Genomic DNA, 22119 nt, shown 5'->3' with positions numbered 1-22119 from the left:
GCGCCAATGCTAACGGCCGTTAAAAAACTCGGCGAATTATGAACTAAATCAGTAGCTTATATTTTGTTTGATGGGAGCCGGCTTGCTGGCGAACCTGGTTGATCTGACGACGTTGCGGCGTCTGGACAAATGCATTCGCCAGCAAGCCGGCTTCCATCAAACAAGATGCTCACTTAGATGTACCTGCTGAAAAATGAACTGTGGGAGTGAGCTTGCTCGCGAAAAAACCCAGTACATGCACTGAATCTTCCGAGGAAGTTCGCCTTTTTTACCAGTCAGGCGCAGCTGTAAATCGCATTTGATCACTAAACCGTCTGGCTGGCCCTGCAGCACTCGGCTGAGGTTTTGCGCGATATAACCGGTAATCTAGCGAAGCCTGAAACATCATTGACAGTGGCAACTTGCAAGGTGAGACAGTTGTTGCGAATAAAGCAACAACTGCCTCTTGCTGGAAAACTACCCCAGTCGAGTACCTCAACCTCGCGGCATCGCCTGCCTAATCGGATTTTCGGCGCTCACGCTCGACGGGGAGCACCCGCACCCGTACGCACTGGCGCTGCGGTCGGTGGGTCCATAACAGATTTGCTGCGATACGCCCGACTACATGTCGCGGCGCTAAATCCTTCGCGCCGCAGAGGCCAACTGCTAAGAATTCCTTAGCAGTTCGCGGAGACCGGGCACGCCGGGGTAGAGTGCATCAAGCACCTCACCCTCGATGTCAGCATCTCGGAAGACTATCGCTGGGCCCTAATGCCGACTCCCTGAACAACAAGCCCGCTATGTCGAGATATGCTTTGACAGCCCATTACAATCAGCGGGTCCTTGTTCAGATGATGTGCATTCCTGAGCTGCGACTGACAAATTTCCTCCGACTCCATCAAATCGCTAGGTAGCCTTTGCGTCATCATCAAAACTTGGGAAAAAGGTTTTTAACCGCTCTACCGTCCAGCGCCACTTCGGAGTGCTCGGCCGGCAAATTGTATTTTGATTACCAAAGAATCCAATCTCGCGCACCGCTTGCGAAAGTGCGACGGTCTGCAGCCATTCGACGCCGACAAAATATTCGCAGCGCTCTAAATCATCCAAGAACTCGGCGTGATAACTGCCCCGCTTCGCCGCATCTAGCACAGGGACGTCTACGCCATCTCTCATGACAGTAAAAGCAGTGGCCGGAGCTGCAGCGGCAATGACCCGGCATACGCCAACATAGCCTTGCTGCGGAACGTTCACCCACACACGGTCACCCGGGGCGAGGACTCGAAGAGTTTTGCTGTACCAACTTCCACCGCCCCCGGAGATGAAGCCGAACTCAATCGCGTCATCCCAAGACCTTGCCGATGAAGCCCCGTATGAGCAATAGAACTCCCCGTTCCACGGCTCATTCTGAGTCTCTCCCGTTGACGCGGCGTTAACCTGAGTCTGCGCAGGATCAAGCAGCCACGAGCGGCTAAGCAACTGACGCTCGCCCGCCTGGAAGATCTGGAAACAGAGGACATTTATTGGGATATCCCGCTCGCTCAAGTAGGAGACGATGCGCTCACTGCTCGCGTCCAGCTCTGTTGCGACAATGATCAGCTGATGGCTGTTGTTTAGATCGCCTTCACCCAGCATGCGACCAAAACGCTGCCGAAAGTCTTCGCCCAAGCTTCTGCCAGGCCGGAAGCGCTTGTAGATCAACTCGATTTCGTCGCTTCTTAACTTCTCAACCCAAACCGCGTAATCAATCGCTTGAGCAACGACCTCGCGAGGGGTGCGATCACGCTTGAGCTCAATGAGCACCAATGCACCGTCAGGAGCCACAGCTAGCAGGTCAATCCGCCCGCCCATCCCAGTGCTTTCCTGTCGCCCGATGAGCATCCATTCGTCTGAGAGGATATCCGGCGCATTCACGATCATGTCTTCGAGAAACTGCTCGCTTGGCAACCGGCTCGGTACAAGCTTGGTGGGCGCAGCGTCTACGGTCCAAATATCCGTTTTGATTGGCAAAGCTCATTCCTTGGAAAAAAAACAGCGGAAACCACTTTATAGCGTTTTGCCGAGATTAGACGTTGGTCAGCATGTGGAAGACCCAAATCGGGCTAGTGCCGATGGCGATTATTTTTTAGCCATCCGCCCCGGCACGCTTCTTCAATAAACAAAGGGTACCGGACAATAGTCCACGCAGTGGCCAGGCAAAACGTGTTGGATAATCTGAGGCCGTGGCTCAAACCCAGCACGTTTCTGTCAATCCTCATCCCCAATCTCAACCCCCCGTCGCATGCTTCTCAACCGGCTATAACCCTCATCGATCTGCGCCTCGGTCATGTCCATGCCCAAGCGCGGGCAGGCCTGCTGGAGTTCCCGCTGCACGGGTATGAAGCTATCGGTGCCTCGGACCGTTCGAATCATGCTGTTCACTGAAGCATCAAACTCAACCAGATCGTCGTACTCCACCGCCAGCCCTCGCCCCTCATAGGCGTCATAGGCGGCAAAGCCGAGGACCTCATTGAGGTGGCCTTGAACGCTTCGGTCGCCGCGCTTGAAAAAATGCACTGGCTTGAGGCTTTCGTCCCACGCATCGATGCGCCGCTGGAGATCGGCGCGATCCGGCATTTGCTGCCGCACGTTGACCGCGAGTTCAAGCAAAGAACCGATATACCGGCGGGTGAACTGCTCAAGAAAACCTTGCACGTCGTTACGCTTGAGCCCCACAAAGAGCATGGCGTAACGCGTGTCGACTTTCATGGCGGCAAGCACGTTAGTGCGTCCGAAGGTGATGGCGTGCAGCTGCCAGCGATCGACCCGCTCATCGGCGGCGCTTTCATTTTCCAGCGCCTGGGCGGCAGCTGCGGGCTGCACAATACTGGTGTTCTTGCCTTTGATTTTCTTCGAGAAAAAATTGCACGCGTCTTGGGTGCAGTCAAAAATCAGCATGGAATAGCGAGGTTCCCTGGTCGATGGTTAAAGCAACACTGCCCCCCGCCGACGCAGCCAGAGGCAGCTGCGCCAGTGAGTGGCAAGCAGGCTGCCGACCTTATTACTTAAGCACCAATCGACGCAGCACCTCAATGAGGTCGTCATAGGGAACAGGCTTCCCGACGCATTCATCGAAGCCGCTCGCATCCTTGCCAGCGGTGACTTGATCGGCGCCATAGCCCGTCAGCGCTATGCACGGCGTACGGGCGTAGTCAGGCATTTGCCGGAGCAGCCGCACGAATTCGTGGCCATCCATGAAGGGCATGCCGACGTCCGAAATCACTACATCAAAGGCGGTATCTTTGGCGACATCCAGCGCCTGCCTGGCATCTGCAATGGCAACGACGTGTGCTTGTTCCATCTCCAGCAGCAGCGTCATTGTTTCCAGCACCTCGGGCGAGTCATCCACCAGCAGGACCTTGATCCCGCTGAGCTGACCTTCGTCGTCGAGTGCTTCGCTCTGGATCGATCTCACCGGCGGGCTGCTCAACGGGAAGCCGACTTTGAAGGTCGCGCCCTGGCCCGGTCCGTCGGAGTGCGCACTGATCGAACCGCCGTGGGCTTCAACCAGCTGTTTGACCAGCGACAAGCCAATGCCAAGCCCGCCTTTATGGCCATTGCTTGGCCGGTGGTTGGCCTGGCCGAACATCTGGAAGATGTGCTCAAGCTGGGACTTCTCTATGCCCGGGCCTGTATCACTGACCTGCAGCCACGCAAAGCTGTCTGCGGACGTGACGCTGACCGTCACTGAACCGCCCGCCGGGGTGAACTTGATCGCGTTGTTGATCAGGTTCCAGACGATTTGCTCCACACGCGTGGCGTCCGCCTCGATGTAAATGCCTTCGCCGTCCGGCATGTCAAAAGTAATGCTGCGCTGGTGTTCGCTGTGTTCAACGACACCGCGGATCTCTTTCACCAACACCAGGAAATCCACCACGCTGCTTTCCAGCTTGAATTTGCCGGTGCGAATACGCGCAACGTCCAGCAGGTCGTCGATGATCCGCGCTTGGCTGTTCACGGCGTCGTTAATGGAGGCCACGGCTTTTAACGCTGCGGTTTCCCGCTTGATGGCCGGCAGCCTGCGCAGCAGGTGCGCATTGAGCTGGATCAGGTTGAGCGGATGTTTGAGCTCGTGGGACATGACGGCAAAGAACTCATCCTTCAGCTCACTGGACTGACGAGTCTCTGCCAGATGCTGCGATTGCTCTTCGTGCAGGCGCATGTGCTGGGTCAGATCGCGGGCGATCTTGACGAACCCCTGAAAGCCCTCGCCTCGCAACAACGAAACCTCGCCGCTGCAATAGAACTTGCGACCGTCCTTGCGCAGGTGCCAGCGCTCGTCTTCGCTGCGACCCAGCTTGCGGGCAACGCTCAGTTCCTGCTCCGGGATGCCGGCGATTTTGTCTTCGTCGGTAAAGAGGAACGCGAACGGCTTGCCTTCGGCCTCGCTTTTGGAATACCCGAAAATCGCTTCGGCGCCATTGTTCCAGCTGGAAATCCGGCTTTGTTCATCAATCACAATGATCGCGTAATCGCGGGTGTTCTCGGAGATCAGGCGCAGTCGCTCTTCCCCAAGCCTGAGTTCTTCTTCGGCGTCGCGACGGGTAGTGATGTCGATAAAGGTCAGGACGATGCCATCGATTTGATCGGAGCCAGAGCGATAAGGCAGAAGACGGGCGATGTACCAGCGGCGGTTTTTGCCTTCCACTTCGCGCTCGATGACGCTCAGGGTTTCGAACACTTTCAGCGCGTCGCTCATCATGTCGTCGTAGTGCAGACGGTGCGTGATGTCCATCAGCGGCCGCCCGGTATCGACCGTAAGCATGCTGAAAATGTCGGTCGCGCGGGGCGTGAACCACTTGATGCAGCAGTTGCGGTCAACGAATACGGTGGCGATATCGGTCGATGAAATCAGGTTGCGGAGGTAATCGTTGACCTGATCGGTCTCTTCGACCTTGATCTTCAGCTCATGGTTGACGGTCAGCAGTTCTTCGTTGATCGACTGCAGTTCTTCCTTGCTGGTCTCAAGCTCTTCAGTGGCGGAACGCAGTTCTTCGTTGACCGCCTGCATTTCTTCATTGGACGCTTTCAGCTCTTCGCTGGAGATCTCGGAATGCTCGATGGTGTCCTGCAGCTGTATCTTGGTGCGCTGCAGCTCACTCTCCAGGTTGGAGAGCATCTGATTTTCGGATTGCGTCTTGGGATTTTCATTGAGGTCCTTGGCGTCTATTTCGTCTTCGGCGAAGACAACCAGGATGCACTCCATGTCGCTTATTTCGTCGCTGAATGGATACGCCGTCATAACAACCTGGAAATGCCGCCCGTCCCTCCCAAGCATGACCGGACGGGTCTTGACCGGCAGCGCTGTCTGCTGGGTCTGAAACACGGCGGTTCTGAGTTCCAGCCTGAGGTCCGGAATGATCAGCGATAACAGATTCCGGGTGACCTCGCCGCTGACGTGGTGCAGGTAGCGACCCGCGCCGTCACTGATGTGCAGCACGTCCGCCACGTTGTTGACCAGAATGCTCGGCGTCACCAGAAACTGCTGCAGCGCCCGCTGATGGATCGACCCAATGGAAGGCTTGCGCACGGGCTCGACGAACGGCGGGCGTGGTGCGGACGTGACCTGGGCATAGCCACCGCGTGGTAGCGTGGGCATGCGATGTGACGGTATGGCACCGGTGCGCGCGCGAAAGATTCGGTTTTTCTTGTCAACGACGCTGAACAGCTCCTGACACAGGTCAGCCGACTCAGAGCTGCCCAGGAACAAGAAGCCACCGGGGTTCAGGGCGAAGTGGAACATCTGCAGGATTTCGCGCTGCACGTCCCGGTCAAGATAGATCAGCAAGTTGCGGCACACGATCAGGTCGATCTGCGAGAACGGCGGATCGGTCAGCAGGCTGTGCTTGGCAAACAGCACGCTGTCGCGCACCTCTTTGCGCACGCGGTAGCGGTCATCTTCTTTGGTGAAATACTGCCGCAGCCGCGTCGGCGAGATGTCCGTCACGATGGCCTGGGAATACAACCCTGCGCGTCCCGCCGATATGGCTCTGTCGTCGATATCGCTGGCGAACACCTGGATGCCGACGTCCGAACCGACGCTCGCCTTGTGATCCGACAACAGCATGACCAGCGAATAGGCTTCCTCGCCGGTGGAGGCGCCCGCGGACCAGATCCTCAGGTCATGTTGCTCAGTGTGATCTGCGTAACGAGAGAACAGTTGAGGCGCGACGTCCCTTTCGAGCGCGTCGAAGGCTTCACGGTCCCGGAAGAAATTGGTGACGCCGATCAGCATGTCGTCCAGCAGCGCTTTAACCTCGGACGGGTTCGCGCTCAGGTACTCGTAGTAGCCCGTCAACGTAGGCTGCGCGGTGACCTGCATGCGTCGCTCTATCCGGCGCAGCACGGTGGCACGCTTGTAGTGCTTGAAGTCATGGCCGGTGCCGACCCGCAACTTGACCAGAATGTCATGCAGTGTCTGCTCTGCAACCGCTACGGAGCGTTCATCTCTAGGCGCCACGGCGTACGCTTCCAGATCATTGGACGCCGGCAGCTGTATGTGCCGGGAGTTTTCCCAGAGCTCCATGAGCTTCGCCGGCATATCAGCCACCGGCAGCACGAAGTCGACCATTTCGGTGCGGATCGCAGCTTGGGGCATGCCGTCGTGTTCGGCGTCGGATGGGGACTGCACAAGCGTAACGCCGCCTTGCTCCTTGATCCGTGACAGACCGACGGCGCCGTCTGCCCCAGCGCCGGACAATACGAGGCAAAACGCTCTTTCCCTGTGCACATCAGCCAGATCGCGGAAGAACAGATCGATGGTGACGTGAGCACCCCGTCGTGGACCTTTAGGCGATATCCGCAGATAGCCGTCGTTCATCGACAGGTACTGCGCCGGGGCAATCACGTAGACGTGGTTTTCTTCAATCGGTAGCACAGACTCGACCTGGATGACGGGCATCGTGGTCATCTGGCCAATCAGCTTTGCGGCACTGCTCTCGTGGTCCGGAGAGAGGTGGAAGACCACGACGAACGCCATGCCGCTGTCGCTCGGCATGTGCTCAAAAAAACGCCTGACAGCGTCCAACCCACCTGCTGAAGCGCCGATCCCTACAACCGGAAAAGACAAATGGCTGGGCAGCTTGCCTACTTGTGCGGGGTGGCTGGGCTGGGGGTCAACTTCGTGAGACATGGAGCTTCCTTTCCAAAGAATTCCCGCGGGTTTCGGCGAAGGAATGCTAGATGATCTTGATATATTGGGTGGTATTCAGAAGCGCGTCCAGCCGAACCTTGGCTGCTTATAAGACAGTAACGAGGCCTGCGCCATTCATATGAGCAGAAACTGCCATGGCGCAGCGCGTCGAGTCGCTGCTGAGTGCTGCGTGACGTCTAGCACTAGGCCGTTATGGGTAGAGAGTTCAAGCACACCACCAAACGATGGTGTTCAAGTGATCATGACGTGTTGATGTTTGACCCACTCCAGGTCTAACTAACAAAGTCATCGCCGGGTAACTAGCGAAGGCGCGTTAGATGGCCGCTGCAGAGCGATTTGCAATCTGACCCACAGGATGACCGACCTCGCCGCTCGTCACTTAATCCGCGCGTTGATGAAGACTAACAAGCCTCGGGCCGGTCTTCCGATTAACTATCGGCGGGAGTTACTCACATGGAAATCACACTCTTCACGACTGCAATGCTGTTGATCATATTGCTCATCGACGCCTGGATCATTTACAGCGTCTCTCGAAGCAACAAGAGCGGGTCGGTCAAAGTTGCTTGGGCCGCGCTCGTACTTATCATTCCGGTCGTAGGCTGGGCCATCTGGGGCATTGCAGGCCCGCGCGGCATTGTCCGCTCCCCCTCTTCCCCTGAACACAGTAAGGGTTGAATGATGGTGCCTCTTCTTGATTGGGGAGGCCTCGTTTCGCGCCTCACGCCTGGCGTGACGATGCGTCACTGGACGCTGAACGTGGTACGCATGACGAATGCCATGGACGCGCTGTTGAACACCGACTGAAAGAGACACTGGCCAATGCCCCACCCAAACGATGCTGCTCCCCTTGCCCGTCGCTTTATCGTGATCGGCACCTCAAACGGTGGCCTCGCCGCTTTGCGCACAGTCGTCGCGCAACTGCCTGCCGACCTGCCAGCGGCGGTGCTGGTGACGATGCACATTGGCAAACAGCACAGCGTATTGCCCACACTCCTTGAAACCCACACCCCACTGCCGGTCACTTTTGCCAAAGACGGCGAGGCTCCGCTTGAGGGTCACATCTACATCGCGCCTCCCGACTTGCACCTGCTGCTGGACGGCGGGGCCATGCGCCTTGTGCGGGGCGCGAAGGAAAATCACTCTCGCCCCGCAATCGACCCGCTGTTCCGCTCTGCGGCAATCACGTTGAGACGCGCCGTCATCGGTGTGGTGCTGACCGGTGACCTGGATGACGGAACTGTCGGTTTGCAGGCGATTAAAGCGAGTGGCGGGGTCACTGTCGTGCAGGACCCTGCTGAAGCCGAGGCGCCGAGCATGCCCGCCAGCGCCTTGCGTTATGCCTCGGTCGATCACTGCCTGCCGCTGGCGGAAATCGGCAAGTGCCTGGTGGCTCTGGTGCGCAAGCCCGACGAGGCAGATAGTCCGGCTCCGCAACCCCGGCGTATTGAACCGTTCGAAACGGAGCATGAGATCTGCCTGCAAGGAGGAAGTATCTCGATAAAGCAGTTGAGCCGTCACGGTGAGATCTCGAATCTGACCTGCCCTGAGTGCGGCGGGGGTTTGTGGGAAATGGGCTTCGCGCCGCCTCGCTTCCGCTGTCACACCGGGCACAGCTACACGGTCAAGACGTTGGCCGAACAACAAGATGTTGTGATCGAAGAGGCGCTTTGGGTGGCCATTCGGTCGTTGCATGAGAAGAAGGCCTTACTCGACCGGCAGGTCGCTGCTGCTCAGTTGTCCGATCGTCCCGACGTGGCTGCGGAGTATCAACTCGCAGGCCAGCAGCTCGATGCTCACGTCGAGGCATTGATGCGTTTGATCGGCTCACTCGACAACGAAATCGACAAGTATCGTCGGGTGTCAGACCCGTCTGAAGTCTGACCGTCCAAGTCCAACTACCCCTTCAATATCGGCACAATTTAGCCGCTGACTCGATGGCGTTGCGTTGTGCCTTGCACCAGCAGGTACCGCGCTTCGCCGATCAGGTTGGCAATGGCACGGCTGGACTGCAAAGACTCCAGCGGTATGCCGTTCAACACGACCTTTTGCGCGGGATCGTCCAGTTTTTGAAGCGTCAAATCCAACGTCCGTCCGTCTGTGCATTCGCATGTGCAAAGGTCGGGGAGTAACGCGCGCTCAATCAAGTTGCGTATTTCGAGTGTGGATAAAAATGGAACGCTCATAAACACCTCCGTCTTGATACAGGTTTGACGGAACGGGCCATGCGCCTGTTCGGCATATTTATTCATCGCCCGGGCTATATCGATAGCGCCAAGCGGAAGGTTTGCAACTTTGATCGCGTGCGGGCCGCCGTTCATCCGGCAACGGTTTGCGTGAGCTGAACCACGCCCTGCGATGACTCTTCTACCCCTAGGACCGGCGGCCGCTCGCCCTCTTCGTTTCCGGGTAACTCAACATGTTGCCGGAGCCTGATGCGTACGCCAGACGTTAACCGGAGCTCAGCGACACAGGCGGCTCGGACATTGTTTGCCTGAGACCCATCCATGCCTGCCTCGCTGTGTTCATGACTCAGGGATGCTTCATATGTCTGAACAACCGTTAATCGCAACGCACACCAGCCAACAGATTTCCCCTCCAGGGACCATGACCTCCGTGGAACGCGGCCTCTCGCTGGCGGCCGGCACGGCGCTGGTCGTCAATGGCCTGCGGCGTGGCGGATTGGGAGGTTTCCTGCAAATCTTCGCTGGCGCTTATGGGGTGTTTCGTGGAGCTACGGGGCATTGCGCCCTGAAGCAAGCCTTGACGCCGACGCCCTTTGAACAGCGCTTCAGCGCCGAGCACGACTGGCCGATCAGCGAGGCGCTGAGCCGAAGCGTGACCATCAGCCGCCCGCTGGAGGAAGTCAGGGAGTTTCTTGCTCAACCCGAAAAAGTCGGTGCGTTACTGCGCTGGGTGGAAAGCGTCGAGGCGCTCGGCCCTGACAGAACCAGCTGGACCGTACGCGCGCCGGTCGGTCGCAAGGTCCAGTGGACGCTGATCAGCGTGCCAAGCGAAGCGACAAACGAGTTGCAGTGGCACACGCCTGAGGGCACCCGATGGCAGCACGACATATCGGTGCACCTGAGCGAAGCGCCCGCTGGCCGTGGCACTCAAGTCAAAGCAGTGGTGGTGTGCAAGCCTTCGCTGGGCAAGCTCGGTTATGGCATCGCACGGGCGATCAGCGCGTTTTCGGATAAAGCGCTGTTGAATGCCCTACAGGCCATCAAGCAGCAGATGGAGACGGGCGAAGTCACCACGTCACGACTGCGCCCTGATGACGACAATGATTTCTTCTATCTGCACGGGCAGCTGGAAAATGAGGCGGGCTCCTCACACGGCCCGGACTCGGTCAAAACCGGCGTAGCCGTTGAGCGGGGGGTGGTCTGATGCGCGCACTGACTTGGCAAGGCCCCAATCTTCTTCAAGTCGACAACGTTGCCGACCCCTCAATCCTCAACCCGCGCGACGCGATTATCCGCGTCACGCTGTCGTCTGTGTGCGGCTCCGACCTGCACTTGCTGGGCGGGTATGTGCCGGCCATGAAGCCTGGGGACATCATCGGTCACGAGTTCATGGGCGAGATCGTCGAGGTCGGGCCGGGCGTTACCGGGCTGTCGAAAGGCGACAAGGTCATCACCATTTCCATCATCGGGTGCGGTAACTGCGAACACTGTCAGCGCTCGGACTTTTCCTGCTGCGACAATTCCAACCCCAACCCATCCGCCACTGATCTTGCCTACGGCCAGCCGTGCTGCGGCATCATCGGTTACAGCCATGCGTTTGGTGGCTATCCGGGCAGTCATGCGACGTACATTCGAGTTCCTTACGCCGACGTGAACCTGTTCAAAGTCCCCGACGGGGTGACTGACGAGCAGGCCGTGTTTGTTTCCGATGCCGCGCCCACCGGCTATTTCGCTGCGGACAATGCAGACATTCAGCCGGGTGACACGGTGGCCGTGTGGGGTTGCGGGGGTGTGGGTCAGATGGCGATCTGCAGCGCCTATTTGCTGGGCGCCGAGCGTGTCATTGCGATTGATCGTTACCCTGACCGGCTGCGCCTGGCCCGTGAGCGCGGCAAGGCGATTACCATCAACTATGAAGAAACCAATGTGCATGAGGCGCTGCTGGAACTGACGGGAGGACGCGGGCCGGATAGGTGCATCGATTGTGTCGGCATGGAAGCGCACGGCACAGAGATCGACTACGCCTACGACAAGGCCAAACAGATGCTGCGCTTGCACACCGAACGCGGCACGGTGCTCCGGCAAGCGATTCGCGCCTGCCGCAAAGGCGGAACCGTGTCGGTGGTCGGGGTGTACGGCGGGCTGCTGGACAAATTCCCTATGGGTGCAATCGTCAACAAGGCACTGACGCTCAAGTCGGGGCAGCAACCGGGCCAGCGCTATGCCAATACCCTGTTTGAACACATTCAGAAAGGCGAACTCGACCCGTCCTACCTGCTGACCCAACCCATGAGCCTTGAGGATGCTCCAGAGGGCTACAAGATGTTCAAGGAAAAATCCGAGCACTGCCTGCGTGCGGTCTTCAAGCCTTAGAAACCGCTAAGTCCCCCGTCCGATGCGGTGATGAACGCCGCATCGGACATCTTTCGCCCAGCCCTTCTTAAACTAAGCAAACGCTCGTTTTAAATAAATAACGAGCGCATTGCTGCGTCAGAAAAACCAACGCCAGTATTTAATCCATGAATTAAACCACCTAAAACCATCCGTTCAAGTGCAAAAAAAACTTATACAAACCGATCAATCGAAGAGCCACTTTGTACAAGTTTTAAGTGACACTACCGTTCATCGGCCGCCGTTAAAATCTTGAAAGCATTTTTTTTCTCACCGCTATCCCAGAAGTATCCGTCATCAACGATGGATCATGAACGCAACAGCAAACTGATATCGGAGAGCTATTATGACAACTAGCAATAAAAATCCAGGTAACTTTGCAAACGATCGTGAGAAAGCATCGGAAGCTGGTAGAAAAGGTGGACAGGCCTCTGGCGGCAACTTCGCCAACGATCGCGAAAAAGCGTCGGAAGCCGGCAGAAAAGGCGGCCAGAACAGCCACGGTGGTGGTCGTAAATCTGAGTAATACACCAGCGCTTATTCATTAACGAGTCGGGGTTTCTATCGTGGATCGCTACTTTTCAAACAACCGGAACGCCATGTCCGGAGAAATTAAGGACGGCACTTTTAGCAGTGGTTTTGAACATATCGAAACGTCACTGCTCAACGAGCCGACGCCATCCGGTCGATATGGAACACACCGACAAGTTTATGAAAAGCGCTCTTCCAAGGGCGACGCAGAAGGGCGATACAGTACTGCCCTGCTTGAGCGCGATTGCCGGAATGATGGCAGTCGTTCTGCGCCACACTTTGAAGGCAGTCGCTAGTTTGTTTAGATTCAATTAATCCATTCGAGAGGACATTGAAAATGGCACAAGATAAACAAGGCAGCATGTCGGTCAGCGAAGCGGGCAAAAAAGGTGGCGAAGCCACTTCCGCCAGCCACGACAAAGAGTTCTACCAGGAGATTGGTAGTAAAGGCGGCCAGAACAGCGGAGGCAACTTCAAGAACGATCCTGAGCGCGCAGCCGAAGCCGGCAGCAAAGGCGGCCAGAACAGCGGCGGCAACTTCAAGAACGATCCTGAGCGTGCAGCCGAAGCGGGCAGCAAAGGTGGCCAGAACAGCGGCGGCAACTTTGCCAACGACCGCGAGAAAGCGTCCGAAGCAGGACGTAAAGGCGGGCAGAACAGCCACGGTGGTGGCCGGAGTGATTCCTGACCCAGCTGCAGGGGAGCCTGGCTCCCCTGTTCCACTATGATCACCCTGAGCATGCCGCGCGAACGCGTCGGGGATACCCGATCGATCATTGCGGCATGCCTTCAGGGTTTTATATTTTCTGCCGTCCGGTTCGGCGGATTTGCCCATACTTGCCATACTTGCGTCCACTTGGAAGCTCCACGACCAACTGAGGACGCGAGGCAAATCAATGACTAGTTCAGCGACGGAGCGCCACTTGCTGTGCCAACGGCGGATTCTTGCCGAGTTCGGGGAGCAAGCCGTCATTGGTGCGGATCTTGACGCGATCCTTCAGGCGGCTTGCAAAGGTGCCGGTGAGGGCTTGGGAACGCACCTGGCCAAATTCATTCAGATCGATTCGGAAAAGCGCCAGATGTGGGTCCGCAGCGGTGTCGGCTGGACGTCTGGGGTAGTGGGGCAAGAAACCCTCGATTTGGAGCCCGGCACACCCGAATGGTATTCCCTGAGCGTTGAGCATCCGGTAATTTCGCAAAGCACCGCACTGGAAAACCGCTTCACCCTTCACCCCTTCCAGCTCGACAATCGCGTCGCCGCGTTCGTCAACGTCACCGTTTACGCGCCCCATGACCAACGCCCCATCGGTATTTTCGAGGTGGACAGCCGCACGCCCCGCGCTTTCACCGAAAGCGATGTGGATTTCCTGCGCAATTACGCAAGCTTGATCGCAGCCTGCTTCGAACGGTTCCGGATCACCGATGCGCTCAAGGAGGCCGAAGCGAAACTGCGGGAAAGCGAGCGTCGCTTGCGCCGGGCCGTCGAGTTAAACCCGCAAATCCCCTGGACGGCAGACGCCAACGGCGCCGTCACCTCCATCGATGCGCGATGGGCAGAATTTTCAGGCCTGGAGCGCGAACAAACCATGGGCCAGGGGTGGCGAGAATTTACCCACCCCGACGACATGCCCATGATCATCAGACAATGGAGCGCGTCGCTGGCCAGCCTGACACCCTTTGATGTTCAGGTGCGCCTGCAAAAAAAAACCGGCAAGTACGACTGGTATCAGGTCCGTGCGTATCCCGAACTGGATGAGGCAGGCCATTGCCAGCAATGGTATGGCACGGTGGAGGACATCAGCGATCGCGCTCGGCTTGAAGCCTCCCTCAGGGACTGGAATGACAACCTGGAAGCACGAATTTCCGAACGCACCCGACAGTTGCAGGAAGAGCAACGCGAACGTGAAGCTGCCGAAGCCAAGTTGCGGCAGAGCCAGAAGATGGAAGCCGTCGGGCAGCTGACTGGCGGAATCGCCCACGACTTCAACAACCTGCTGGGCAGCATCTCGGCCAGCCTTGAGTTGATGCAAATGCGCATTGCAGCGGGTCGCGTGGCCGACATCGGCAAGTACCAGACGCTGGCCCTGACGTCCGTCAAAAGAGCCGCCGCGCTGACCGGCCGGTTGCTGGCGTTTTCACGACAGCAGCCGCTTGACCCCAAGGTGGTGGACCCCAACGAAGTGGTCGCCGGGCTCGAAGACATGATTCGCCGAACGATGGGCCCCGACGTGGTCGTGCGTTGCGACCTGGCGTCGGTGGGGTGCATCAGTTGCGACACCAATCAGCTGGAAAATGCCTTGCTGAACCTGGCCATCAATGCGCGGGACGCGATGGCCGCAGGCGGCACGTTAACCCTGCGCACTCAGCGGTTGGACATCGACGAACGCACCGGCAAGGACAAGGAAATGCAGCCGGGCCCGTACGTGCTTATTTCAGTCACCGACGATGGCTGCGGAATGAGCGAGGATGTGCTGAGGCGCGCGTTCGATCCGTTTTTCACCACCAAAAAACCAGGCCAGGGCACCGGGCTGGGGCTCTCGATGACTTATGGTTTCACCCAGCAGTCCGGCGGGCAGATCCGCATCCACAGCACCCTGAACGTCGGCACGACCATTTCGATGTACTTCCCGTTGGATACGCGCAACGCCGACAACACGCGTGAGGCAGTGGCGAACGCTGCGTCACTTCCTTCAGACAGGGGCAACGGTGAGGTCATTCTGGTGGTTGACGATGAAACGGGCCTGCGCGAGATTGCAGTGGAGCTGCTTACCGATCAGGGGTACGCCCCCTATGAAGCCATCGACGGCGCATCAGCGATGAAGCAGTTCGAGAAGCTGGACCGCGTTGACCTGCTCATCACTGACATCGGTCTGCCAGGGGCCATAAACGGCCTTGCTCTGGCCAAGACCCTCAAGGCACAGCGCCCTCAGCTCAAAGTGTTGTTCATCACCGGCTATGCCAATGCCGAGGGCATCACCGAGGGGCTGTCGCTAGGCAAAGTGCTTTCCAAACCCTTCAGCGTCACAGAGCTGTCGGACTACGTAAGGTCCGCGCTCGCTTCGGAGGCTGTCGAATCTGAAAACAGGAGATAACCATGACGATGCACGTCATTAACTTCACCGCCCCCATCACTTCCGCCACGTGCGGCCAACTGATTGAAAAGTCGTCACTGGCCATCGAACGCGGTGCCTCGTGCCTGGTGGTCAACATTGCGACCATGGGCGGCGAATGCAGCTACGGCTTCACGATGTACAACTTCTTGCTGTCGCTGCCGATCCCGGTGCATACCCATAACCTCGGCACGGTTGAGTCGATGGGCAATATTGTGTTCCTGGCCGGCGAGCGGCGCACAGCCTGCGTGCACAGCAAGTTCCTGTTTCACCCGTTTCACTGGCACGTCAGTGGTTCAGTGGACCACTCAAGAATGTCCGAATATGCGATGAGCCTGGATTACGACCTGCAGCTGTACGCAAGAATTGTCGCGGAGCGCACGGTCGATGCGCGTGAGGTGCTGGAAACCGAAAAGTACCTGACCGCTGCACCGCGCATTATCGACCCTCAGCAAGCGCTGGCCACCGGGATGATCCATGCGGTTGAACAACCGCAAATCAACGCCGCCTGCGTCAGTTACTGCATCCACGCTTAGCCGGCTACCCGCCGCGCAATCAGATGAATCTGGTCAATGTCCCGAGGCGCCGTGATGCTGACGTTGGGCGCACTTGGGCGTGCGACCACCCGGCGCCAGTTCGCCACGGCCCGGGCGTGCCGTTCGCTGGCCGCCGTCCATTGCGGACCAAAGGCAGTGTTTTGCCTGACAAGGCGCATGTACTCGTCCGTGGCTGCCTGCAGTTCGAGCTTCACGGTCAGAAGCTCGATCTCGTATGGATTACTCATTTAGCTGGCTGTTACCTAGGTGCTCAAGCTCCAAAAAACGAAGCGATGACGGTCAGAAAGCGTCTGCGCCGAAGCACGTGACGCTTGCAAGACTGGCAACGTGACAGTCCGTTTATACGGTTTAGCCAAGACAGTTCAATGGCAATTTGACGATTGTAGACGAATGACCGCGCCACCATCCGGCAGGAGTTTATCCCACCTCCTACTAGCGAAACGGCGCGAGCGGGTTAACGATTGAGGGCATATTCGGTCAGCGCAGCGGCACAGGCTTCGATGCCATTCTCAGTGATGATTTCAAACCCGTGTGTGTTCTCCGTAGGGATCGCGATGCACCCGGCCTTGGCGGCCGAGCCGACGCTCATGACGGCGCTGGCATCCGAGGCAAATTCCACCAGCAGCGCCACCTGTGCCTCATACCCTGCCCGTTCGCTGGCGGCCATCAGGTCGGTAACGACACGTCGGGTATAAACGCCTTTCTGGTCCCCGGTGTTGATGATGGGGTGATCGTCCAGGCGCGTGCCGTATTCAGCCAGTACCGGGCCCACCTCAACCGCAATGACCGTGTCCCCCGGCAACCGGGACGCAGCGTACATCGCGCCGGCGTTGGATTCTTCCTCAAGGGTTGTGCAAACCAGCCATACATCCTGGTTCAGCTCCGCACGTCTCTCGCTCAGACCTTTGGCGGTCAGGATGACCGCAAGCAGCGGCGCCCTGTCATCCAGAAAGTGCGCCGCAATGGCGTCTGGCAGATACCACGGCGCACGCCAGTGTTTGCTCAGGACCACGCGAGTGCCCGGCCGCACGCCGCCGTTGGCGAGGTCCTCGCGCGCGCGTCGGGTAACAACATGCACATCGGCCCACTGGACGTTGCCTTGCAGCACATCCTTGCTTTGTTGAGAGCCGCCGCTGCTGTGCATCGACCCAAACGACAAGACACCGGGCAATACGCCGCTGTCACCCAAAATATCCACCGGCGCCGCGCCGAAGCTGATTGGCTGTGCGCCGCCGAGCGCTTGAACCTGCAGCGTGCCGTCTTCGTCGACCAGCTTGACGACCATCGCGATCTCGTCGAGGTGCGCCATGATTTTTATGCCGTCGTGGGGATCGGCATCACGCGATGCCTTGATGCGGCCAACGACATTGCCAGCGCGGTCCTCAGTCACTTCATCGCAATAACGCGCCAGCTCTGCCTTGCAGATAGCGCGCACTTCATCTTCCTGACCACCGGGCCCATAGGCCATAAGCAGTTTTTCCAGAAGGCTTTTGTTCTCGCTGTTCATTCACATCTCCAGCAACGATTTCGCTGCAGGTAAAAAACGCCTGCATGGCCATGGCAGATCAGGCGGTCCCAGCCCGTGCCGTGTCCAAAAAGTGACTGTCCAGCCCCATCATGGTTCGGCCCCTGAGCCTGAACGTAGCTTCAACGTAGCCTGAACGTAGCCTGAATGTAGCCCCGGCGACCACTTGTCCGGCCGACCCGTGATGCTCTTGGCACTCTGCCAATGCAACACGTCAAAAAAATCAGAGCTATCGCCATCCGGTGATGAACACACAACGCAGCACTGTGGTGAAACACGAATGTTTACGGCCGAGACAGCCCATCGTCTCCTCCTCGGGCAAGGAAACTGGGTCACGCTGTTGGAAATCGCCCTGCGCGCAGCTGTTCTGTTTGCGCTGATTATCTGCTCAATGCGCATGCTCGGCCGCAGGGTCGCTTCGCAGTACACCTTGTTCGAGCTGTCGGTGGTGGTGACACTCGCCGGCGCGGTGGGCGTGCCTTTGCAAGCCACTGAACGGGGCCTGCTGCCACCGGTTTTCATCATGATGGCGGTAATCGTTCTGCAGTATGCGATGGCGAAATGGAGCGTTCGCTCGCCGGGGTTCGAGACCGTGATCTCCGGGGCCGTCAGCACCATCATCCACCATGGCGAGCTTCAGCTGGACGAGCTTAAACGTGCGGCACTGTCACGCGAGCGGCTGTTCGCCATGCTTCGCTTGCGGCAGGTTCAGCACCTGGGTCAGTTGAAAAAAGTTTACCTGGAGCCTTCTGGCGATCTTTCGATTGTCTACGCCGAATCGCCCCGCCCCGGGCTTTCGATACTCCCGAAGATAGACTCGCGGCTGCGTGAAGCCGTCGCCGTGGCCACCGAAGTGAGTTGCGGCAGTTGCGGGCACACGGAGCCGGACACCCAGCAGCAGCGCAACACGTGCATCAATTGTGGCGACACGGAATGGATACCCGCCGCCCGAGAGCTGGACGACTGACCATGGAACAATTCCTTTCCAACGCGCATCGCATCCTGATCGGCGACAACCCTTGGTCGTTTCTGCTGGAGGTGTTGCTCAGAAGCGCCGTTATTTATGTCCTGCTGTTTGTCACCATGCGCCTGATGGGCAAGCGCATGGCTGCACAGCTGAGTGTGTCTGAGCTTGCCGTGATGATCACCCTGGGTGCTGCCGTTGGCGTGCCGCTGCAAACCGCGCAACAGGGTTTGTTGCCCGCTGCAGTGCTGCTGATCTGCGCGCTGATTTTTCAGCGTGGATTATCGACCCTTTCGGTTCGCAAGCGCTCCATTGAAGTCCGCGTGCAGGGCGATGTCACCCTGTTGCTGATCGACGGGCGCCTGCTGATGGGCAACCTGCATGCCTCGCGCCTGACGCCGGCGAGGGCTTTCTCCGAGTTGCGCGCCCAGGGTGTCCATCAGTTGGGCGAGCTAAGGCGGGTGTACCTCGAATCAACTGGCGACTTCAGCATCGTCCGCTACAAACGACCGCGCCATGGCCTGCGGTTAATGCCCCCTGCCCGGTTTGCACTCGATCTGCCGGGCCATTACAGCGGTCGTCTGGCCTGCTGCTGTTGCGGCAACGTCTGTGAAATCCGACCCGGCGGGCAGACGCAAAAGTGCTCGTATTGCCATAACGTGCAGTGGACCGTCGCGGTCGGCGAGGACCTGCGCTCCGAGCTGCACGATGAGGGCGGCTCTGATCCCCATTTGCAGTGAGTGATCAACCATTCGTCAGGCGGCGCCGCTTGCCAGGCGGCCGCCCGTCAGACACGGGAAGTCCGGCGTTTGGCCGTGCAGTCGGTAAGTTGAACCCGGTAAATGTTTTCAATCCGGCGACTGGAGACTGCAGATGACGACGACCCTATCCAACTTGCTCGACAACAAAGGCACGCCCCTGGACAAGCAGGTGTTCACCTGGAAGGACATGGCTGGCAAGCCGATTTCAAAACTCGACGATGATGCATTTACCCGCGTACGCGTCATCCTGATGAATGGCGTGGAGTCTGATGCCCTGCGCCTGAAACACTTCGGGGCACGCTTCCACAAAGAACTGCAGGCACCGCTGGCGCTGGTGCGTCGAGCCGAACAGCACCAGATGACCATGGTGAACTGGATGCTCAGCGCCGATCACTCACCACTGGAAACGACCGTGGCGTATGAACAGGTCGCCATCGAGGTGACCGCCGCGGTCGCGCAAACCGAGCCTGACCCGTATCAGGCGCAAACCTACCGCTTCGGATTGCTCGAAGACTTCGACCACTTGTACCGCTACTCGGCGATGCTGGATCGGCTCGAGGGCAAGGACGCCAACAACATCCTGCAGGGCTACACCGACATTGTCCCTGGCCGGCCTACCAGCGAGCACCACCGGGCACCCAGCGACGACCTGCGCGACAACTACCAGAAGGACAGCGCGGCATTGATCACCAAGATCCATGCCGCGCTGATCACCGGGGCGGAATACCAGACCCACGATTACTACATGAACATCGGCCCGACCTTCGCCGACCCGGTCGCCCGCGCCTTGTATGCCGAAATCGCCTCGGTTGAGGAGCAGCACGTCACCCAGTACGGCTCACTTCAGGACCCCAGTGAGACGTTCATGGAGAAGTGGCTGATCCATGAGGCGATGGAGGTTTACACCTACGCCAGTTGCGCGGAGCAAGAAGAGAATCCGCGCATCAAGGCGATGTGTGAGCGCTTCTTGGACTACGAGCTGGGGCATTTGAATCTGGCGTGCGAGTTGTTCAAAAAGCATGAGCGGCGCGACCCCGCTGAAATCCTCGCGGGCGATTTGCCGAGCATGATCGCCTTCAAAAGCCAGCGTGACTTCGTCCGCGAAACCCTCTCCCGGGAAGTGGACCTGCGCGCCCATGGCATCGATTACGTGAGCAAAGAGAACGAAGGCCACGCCTCGCTTGAGTACCGGGCGCAGCTCAACGCTCAGGGCGTACCGGCAATGGCTGTGTCGGCCGGCTACACCTGGAAACCCGGCACCGAACTGAACCGTAAAGCGTGAGGAATCCCACATGAGCAACACAGAATTGAAGCTGGGCATGAATCGCACCGGCGCTCAGATGTCCCCTCTGGACACGCAGAAGCAAATCGAAGCCACTGAACGCTTCCCTGCCGACATCCCGGCTGACGGCATGCAGTTGTTCGAGGAGCGCCAGCAGGCGATTGTCGACGCAGACAATGTGGGCTCGATTCCCGTGCCCGGTTCAGCCAAGGGCATGCTCAAAAGCGCGCTGGACAAGCTGAGAGGGCACAACCCCGAAGTGTTGATGGACAAGCTCGGTGAACGCCTGGCATTCGAGCGCACGGGGGTTCGGCTGTATGACGCGATGATCGCCAAGGCGTCATCTGCCGAGGGCGGCAACCTGGAGCTGGCCGAGTCGCTGCGCCACATCCAGCGTGAAGAGCAAGAGCACATGGAGATGGTCTGGCGAGCGATCGAAACACTGGGGGCTGACCCCACGAGCATGACGCCGTGTGCCGATGTCGCCGGGGTGAAGGCCCTGGGGGTGATGCAGGTACTTACCGATCCGCGCACCACGGTTTCACAATGCCTGAACACGCTGCTGACGATTGAACTGGAAGACAACGACGCGTGGGGGCTGTTGATTGAGTTGACGCGGCAAGCGGGTCATCCGCTGATTGCCAAGGAGTTTCAACACGCGCTGGAGCAGGAAGAGAAGCACCTGAGCACTGTACGGGCTTATGTGCGTGACAACCTGATGGCGCAGGTCAGTTAGCGATTGACCCTGGGCAGACGTTAATCCCTTTCGCGGGCAAGCGCGCTCCTACAATTGACCGCGCCGTTGGGGGCATTTCCGTTCAACGCCTGATCGGGGGTGCCACCCGACAACGCGGACTATGGAGTGTACGAGATCGCCGGCAAACGCGGTCCCTTGTAGGAGCGCGCTTGCCCGCGAAAAATCTCACAGCCAAACAGCATCCCACAGCGGATAATCGCCCACGCGTTTTACCAGGCCGGCTCTTAACGGGTTGGCAACGATATAACGCGCTACCGCCAGTAGATCCTCCTCCCGCCTGATTGCCCGGTCGTGGTAACCCTTCTGCCATACGCGATGCGGGGTGCAACCGGCTCGCATGATCGTGAGCGCGCTCGCTGACTTAACCCGCCGAACCAGCATGCCCAGGGTCCCTTTCTTTAACGTCACCAGCCAATGGAAATGGTCGGGCATGACAACCCACGCAAGAGACTCCGCTATGCCCGCCTGCTGGGCTCGCCGGAACTCATCGACGACGTACCGCCCGGTGCGCCAGTTGGAAAAAAGGGGTTGCCGGCCATTGACCACGGAGGTAAGCAGGTAAACCTGCCCGACTTCAGAATATCGTCCTGACCGCAGATCAGCGCTTCTTTGTGACATCGGCGTTCCTTCGCACATGTTCATATGGACAGGCTCAGGCTAGAACGAATCCATTAGCCCTGCAGTGAACAGATGTTCTCGATGTGTCTGTGAAGACGCCTTCGCGGGCAAGCGCGCTCCTACAATTGACCGCGGCGTGGCCTCCTTTGTCGCCAAGACGATAATCGCGGTAATTATCGTCGGCGCAGACAGACGCGCCAATGCAGACGGTGCAGGCACATGCCAGCTGTGGACTGGCGGATGCCCACGATATCGTAGGTCGATACGGTCCG

The 22119-nt window shown here is 58.4% G+C and carries 19 protein-coding genes and 1 pseudogene; 13 read left to right on the top strand and 7 right to left on the bottom strand.

Annotation, left to right across the window (positions count from 1 at the left end; genetic code table 11):
* Positions 1 to 885 precede the first annotated feature (885 nt).
* From QRN48_RS14970 to QRN48_RS14960, 3 genes are all read right to left on the bottom strand, one after another.
* Positions 886 to 1986, bottom strand: a complete 1101-nt coding sequence (locus QRN48_RS14970) for an endonuclease NucS domain-containing protein (protein WP_285351407.1) — start codon at positions 1984 to 1986, stop codon at positions 886 to 888.
* Between the two features lie 237 nt (positions 1987 to 2223).
* Positions 2224 to 2913: a DUF6933 domain-containing protein gene (locus QRN48_RS14965; protein ID WP_285351406.1), complete on the bottom strand. Its 690-nt coding sequence runs from the start codon at positions 2911 to 2913 to the stop codon at positions 2224 to 2226.
* A gap of 103 nt (positions 2914 to 3016) precedes the next feature.
* Positions 3017 to 7147, bottom strand: a complete 4131-nt coding sequence (locus QRN48_RS14960) for a CheR family methyltransferase (protein ID WP_285351405.1) — start codon at positions 7145 to 7147, stop codon at positions 3017 to 3019.
* Between the two features lie 474 nt (positions 7148 to 7621).
* On the opposite strand from QRN48_RS14960, the gene QRN48_RS14955 reads away from it, so the two are divergent.
* The 3 genes from QRN48_RS14955 to QRN48_RS14945 are packed head-to-tail and all read left to right on the top strand — an operon-like array spanning position 7622 to position 9049.
* On the top strand, positions 7622 to 7843 hold the full coding sequence (locus QRN48_RS14955; protein WP_037017900.1) for a PLDc N-terminal domain-containing protein: 222 nt from the start codon (positions 7622 to 7624) through the stop codon (positions 7841 to 7843).
* The gene (locus QRN48_RS14950; protein ID WP_274603724.1) at positions 7844 to 7972 is read left to right on the top strand and encodes a hypothetical protein; all 129 of its coding nucleotides are present in this window, start codon (positions 7844 to 7846) and stop codon (positions 7970 to 7972) included. It abuts the gene before it with no gap.
* A 15-nt stretch (positions 7973 to 7987) separates the two neighbouring features.
* Positions 7988 to 9049, top strand: coding sequence for a chemotaxis protein CheB (locus QRN48_RS14945; RefSeq protein ID WP_285351402.1), 1062 nt, complete (start codon positions 7988 to 7990; stop codon positions 9047 to 9049).
* Between the two features lie 38 nt (positions 9050 to 9087).
* Here QRN48_RS14945 and QRN48_RS14940 read toward each other — a convergent pair whose 3' ends face one another.
* Positions 9088 to 9486: a DUF1652 domain-containing protein gene (locus QRN48_RS14940; RefSeq protein ID WP_285351401.1), complete on the bottom strand. Its 399-nt coding sequence runs from the start codon at positions 9484 to 9486 to the stop codon at positions 9088 to 9090.
* A 226-nt stretch (positions 9487 to 9712) separates the two neighbouring features.
* Here QRN48_RS14940 and QRN48_RS14935 point away from each other — a divergent pair, with 226 nt between their 5' ends.
* The 6 genes and pseudogenes from QRN48_RS14935 to QRN48_RS14910 all read left to right on the top strand — a co-directional run bounded on the left by QRN48_RS14935 (position 9713) and on the right by QRN48_RS14910 (position 15919).
* Positions 9713 to 10555 carry an SRPBCC family protein gene (locus QRN48_RS14935; protein WP_191945647.1) on the top strand — a complete coding sequence of 281 codons (843 nt, stop codon included), beginning with the start codon at positions 9713 to 9715 and terminating at the stop codon, positions 10553 to 10555.
* Positions 10555 to 11724, top strand: a complete 1170-nt coding sequence (locus QRN48_RS14930) for a zinc-dependent alcohol dehydrogenase (protein WP_285351399.1) — start codon at positions 10555 to 10557, stop codon at positions 11722 to 11724. The genes QRN48_RS14935 and QRN48_RS14930 overlap by 1 nt, the downstream gene beginning before the upstream one ends.
* 388 nt (positions 11725 to 12112) lie before the next feature.
* Positions 12113 to 12268: pseudogene (locus QRN48_RS14925) on the top strand (con-10 family general stress protein); the annotation flags it as partial.
* Between the two features lie 342 nt (positions 12269 to 12610).
* A complete protein-coding gene (locus tag QRN48_RS14920) occupies positions 12611 to 12961 on the top strand; it encodes a con-10 family general stress protein (RefSeq protein WP_037017891.1) in 351 nt (116 codons plus the stop codon).
* Between the two features lie 208 nt (positions 12962 to 13169).
* Positions 13170 to 15365 carry an ATP-binding protein gene (locus tag QRN48_RS14915; RefSeq protein ID WP_285351396.1) on the top strand — a complete coding sequence of 732 codons (2196 nt, stop codon included), beginning with the start codon at positions 13170 to 13172 and terminating at the stop codon, positions 15363 to 15365.
* A gap of 2 nt (positions 15366 to 15367) precedes the next feature.
* Positions 15368 to 15919, top strand: a complete 552-nt coding sequence (locus QRN48_RS14910; protein ID WP_037017885.1) for an ATP-dependent Clp protease proteolytic subunit — start codon at positions 15368 to 15370, stop codon at positions 15917 to 15919.
* On the opposite strand, the gene QRN48_RS14905 is transcribed toward QRN48_RS14910, so the two are convergent.
* Positions 15916 to 16167, bottom strand: coding sequence for a hypothetical protein (locus QRN48_RS14905; protein WP_191945643.1), 252 nt, complete (start codon positions 16165 to 16167; stop codon positions 15916 to 15918). The genes QRN48_RS14910 and QRN48_RS14905 overlap by 4 nt on opposite strands.
* A gap of 227 nt (positions 16168 to 16394) precedes the next feature.
* The gene (locus QRN48_RS14900; protein ID WP_285351393.1) at positions 16395 to 17447 is read right to left on the bottom strand and encodes a M42 family metallopeptidase; all 1053 of its coding nucleotides are present in this window, start codon (positions 17445 to 17447) and stop codon (positions 16395 to 16397) included.
* Positions 17448 to 17649: 202 nt separating this feature from the next.
* On the opposite strand from QRN48_RS14900, the gene QRN48_RS14895 reads away from it, so the two are divergent.
* The 4 genes from QRN48_RS14895 to QRN48_RS14880 all read left to right on the top strand — a co-directional run bounded on the left by QRN48_RS14895 (position 17650) and on the right by QRN48_RS14880 (position 21208).
* Positions 17650 to 18432, top strand: a complete 783-nt coding sequence (locus QRN48_RS14895) for a DUF421 domain-containing protein (protein ID WP_285351392.1) — start codon at positions 17650 to 17652, stop codon at positions 18430 to 18432.
* A gap of 2 nt (positions 18433 to 18434) precedes the next feature.
* The gene (locus QRN48_RS14890; RefSeq protein ID WP_285351390.1) at positions 18435 to 19169 is read left to right on the top strand and encodes a DUF421 domain-containing protein; all 735 of its coding nucleotides are present in this window, start codon (positions 18435 to 18437) and stop codon (positions 19167 to 19169) included.
* A gap of 133 nt (positions 19170 to 19302) precedes the next feature.
* On the top strand, positions 19303 to 20472 hold the full coding sequence (locus tag QRN48_RS14885; protein ID WP_191945640.1) for a hypothetical protein: 1170 nt from the start codon (positions 19303 to 19305) through the stop codon (positions 20470 to 20472).
* A gap of 10 nt (positions 20473 to 20482) precedes the next feature.
* Positions 20483 to 21208, top strand: a complete 726-nt coding sequence (locus tag QRN48_RS14880) for a ferritin-like domain-containing protein (RefSeq protein WP_285351388.1) — start codon at positions 20483 to 20485, stop codon at positions 21206 to 21208.
* 186 nt (positions 21209 to 21394) lie between these two features.
* Here the strand turns inward: QRN48_RS14880 and QRN48_RS14875 are convergent, their stop codons facing one another.
* Positions 21395 to 21847, bottom strand: coding sequence for an REP-associated tyrosine transposase (locus QRN48_RS14875; protein WP_285351387.1), 453 nt, complete (start codon positions 21845 to 21847; stop codon positions 21395 to 21397).
* Between the last annotated feature and the right edge of the window lie 272 nt (positions 21848 to 22119).

The organism is Pseudomonas sp. ME-P-057 (genome assembly GCF_030208975.1).
Lineage (GTDB): Bacteria > Pseudomonadota > Gammaproteobacteria > Pseudomonadales > Pseudomonadaceae > Aquipseudomonas > Aquipseudomonas lutea.
Note: the sequence above shows the minus strand (reverse complement) of the source record. Positions and strands in the feature narration are given on the sequence as shown.

Excerpts from the sequence above, each read along its gene's own strand:
- QRN48_RS14965 (WP_285351406.1), bottom strand. The coding sequence starts at position 2,913 with ATGCTGATTTTTGACTGCACCCAAGACGCGTGCAATTTTTTCTCGAAG.
- QRN48_RS14960 (WP_285351405.1), bottom strand. The coding sequence starts at position 7,147 with ATGTCTCACGAAGTTGACCCCCAGCCCAGCCACCCCGCACAAGTAGGC.
- QRN48_RS14955 (WP_037017900.1), top strand. The coding sequence starts at position 7,622 with ATGGAAATCACACTCTTCACGACTGCAATGCTGTTGATCATATTGCTC.
- QRN48_RS14950 (WP_274603724.1), top strand. The coding sequence starts at position 7,844 with ATGATGGTGCCTCTTCTTGATTGGGGAGGCCTCGTTTCGCGCCTCACG.
- QRN48_RS14945 (WP_285351402.1), top strand. The coding sequence starts at position 7,988 with ATGCCCCACCCAAACGATGCTGCTCCCCTTGCCCGTCGCTTTATCGTG.
- QRN48_RS14940 (WP_285351401.1), bottom strand. The coding sequence starts at position 9,486 with ATGAACGGCGGCCCGCACGCGATCAAAGTTGCAAACCTTCCGCTTGGC.
- QRN48_RS14935 (WP_191945647.1), top strand. The coding sequence starts at position 9,713 with ATGTCTGAACAACCGTTAATCGCAACGCACACCAGCCAACAGATTTCC.
- QRN48_RS14930 (WP_285351399.1), top strand. The coding sequence starts at position 10,555 with ATGCGCGCACTGACTTGGCAAGGCCCCAATCTTCTTCAAGTCGACAAC.
- QRN48_RS14920 (WP_037017891.1), top strand. The coding sequence starts at position 12,611 with ATGGCACAAGATAAACAAGGCAGCATGTCGGTCAGCGAAGCGGGCAAA.
- QRN48_RS14915 (WP_285351396.1), top strand. The coding sequence starts at position 13,170 with ATGACTAGTTCAGCGACGGAGCGCCACTTGCTGTGCCAACGGCGGATT.
- QRN48_RS14910 (WP_037017885.1), top strand. The coding sequence starts at position 15,368 with ATGACGATGCACGTCATTAACTTCACCGCCCCCATCACTTCCGCCACG.
- QRN48_RS14905 (WP_191945643.1), bottom strand. The coding sequence starts at position 16,167 with ATGAGTAATCCATACGAGATCGAGCTTCTGACCGTGAAGCTCGAACTG.
- QRN48_RS14900 (WP_285351393.1), bottom strand. The coding sequence starts at position 17,447 with ATGAACAGCGAGAACAAAAGCCTTCTGGAAAAACTGCTTATGGCCTAT.
- QRN48_RS14895 (WP_285351392.1), top strand. The coding sequence starts at position 17,650 with ATGCTCTTGGCACTCTGCCAATGCAACACGTCAAAAAAATCAGAGCTA.
- QRN48_RS14890 (WP_285351390.1), top strand. The coding sequence starts at position 18,435 with ATGGAACAATTCCTTTCCAACGCGCATCGCATCCTGATCGGCGACAAC.
- QRN48_RS14885 (WP_191945640.1), top strand. The coding sequence starts at position 19,303 with ATGACGACGACCCTATCCAACTTGCTCGACAACAAAGGCACGCCCCTG.
- QRN48_RS14880 (WP_285351388.1), top strand. The coding sequence starts at position 20,483 with ATGAGCAACACAGAATTGAAGCTGGGCATGAATCGCACCGGCGCTCAG.
- QRN48_RS14875 (WP_285351387.1), bottom strand. The coding sequence starts at position 21,847 with ATGTCACAAAGAAGCGCTGATCTGCGGTCAGGACGATATTCTGAAGTC.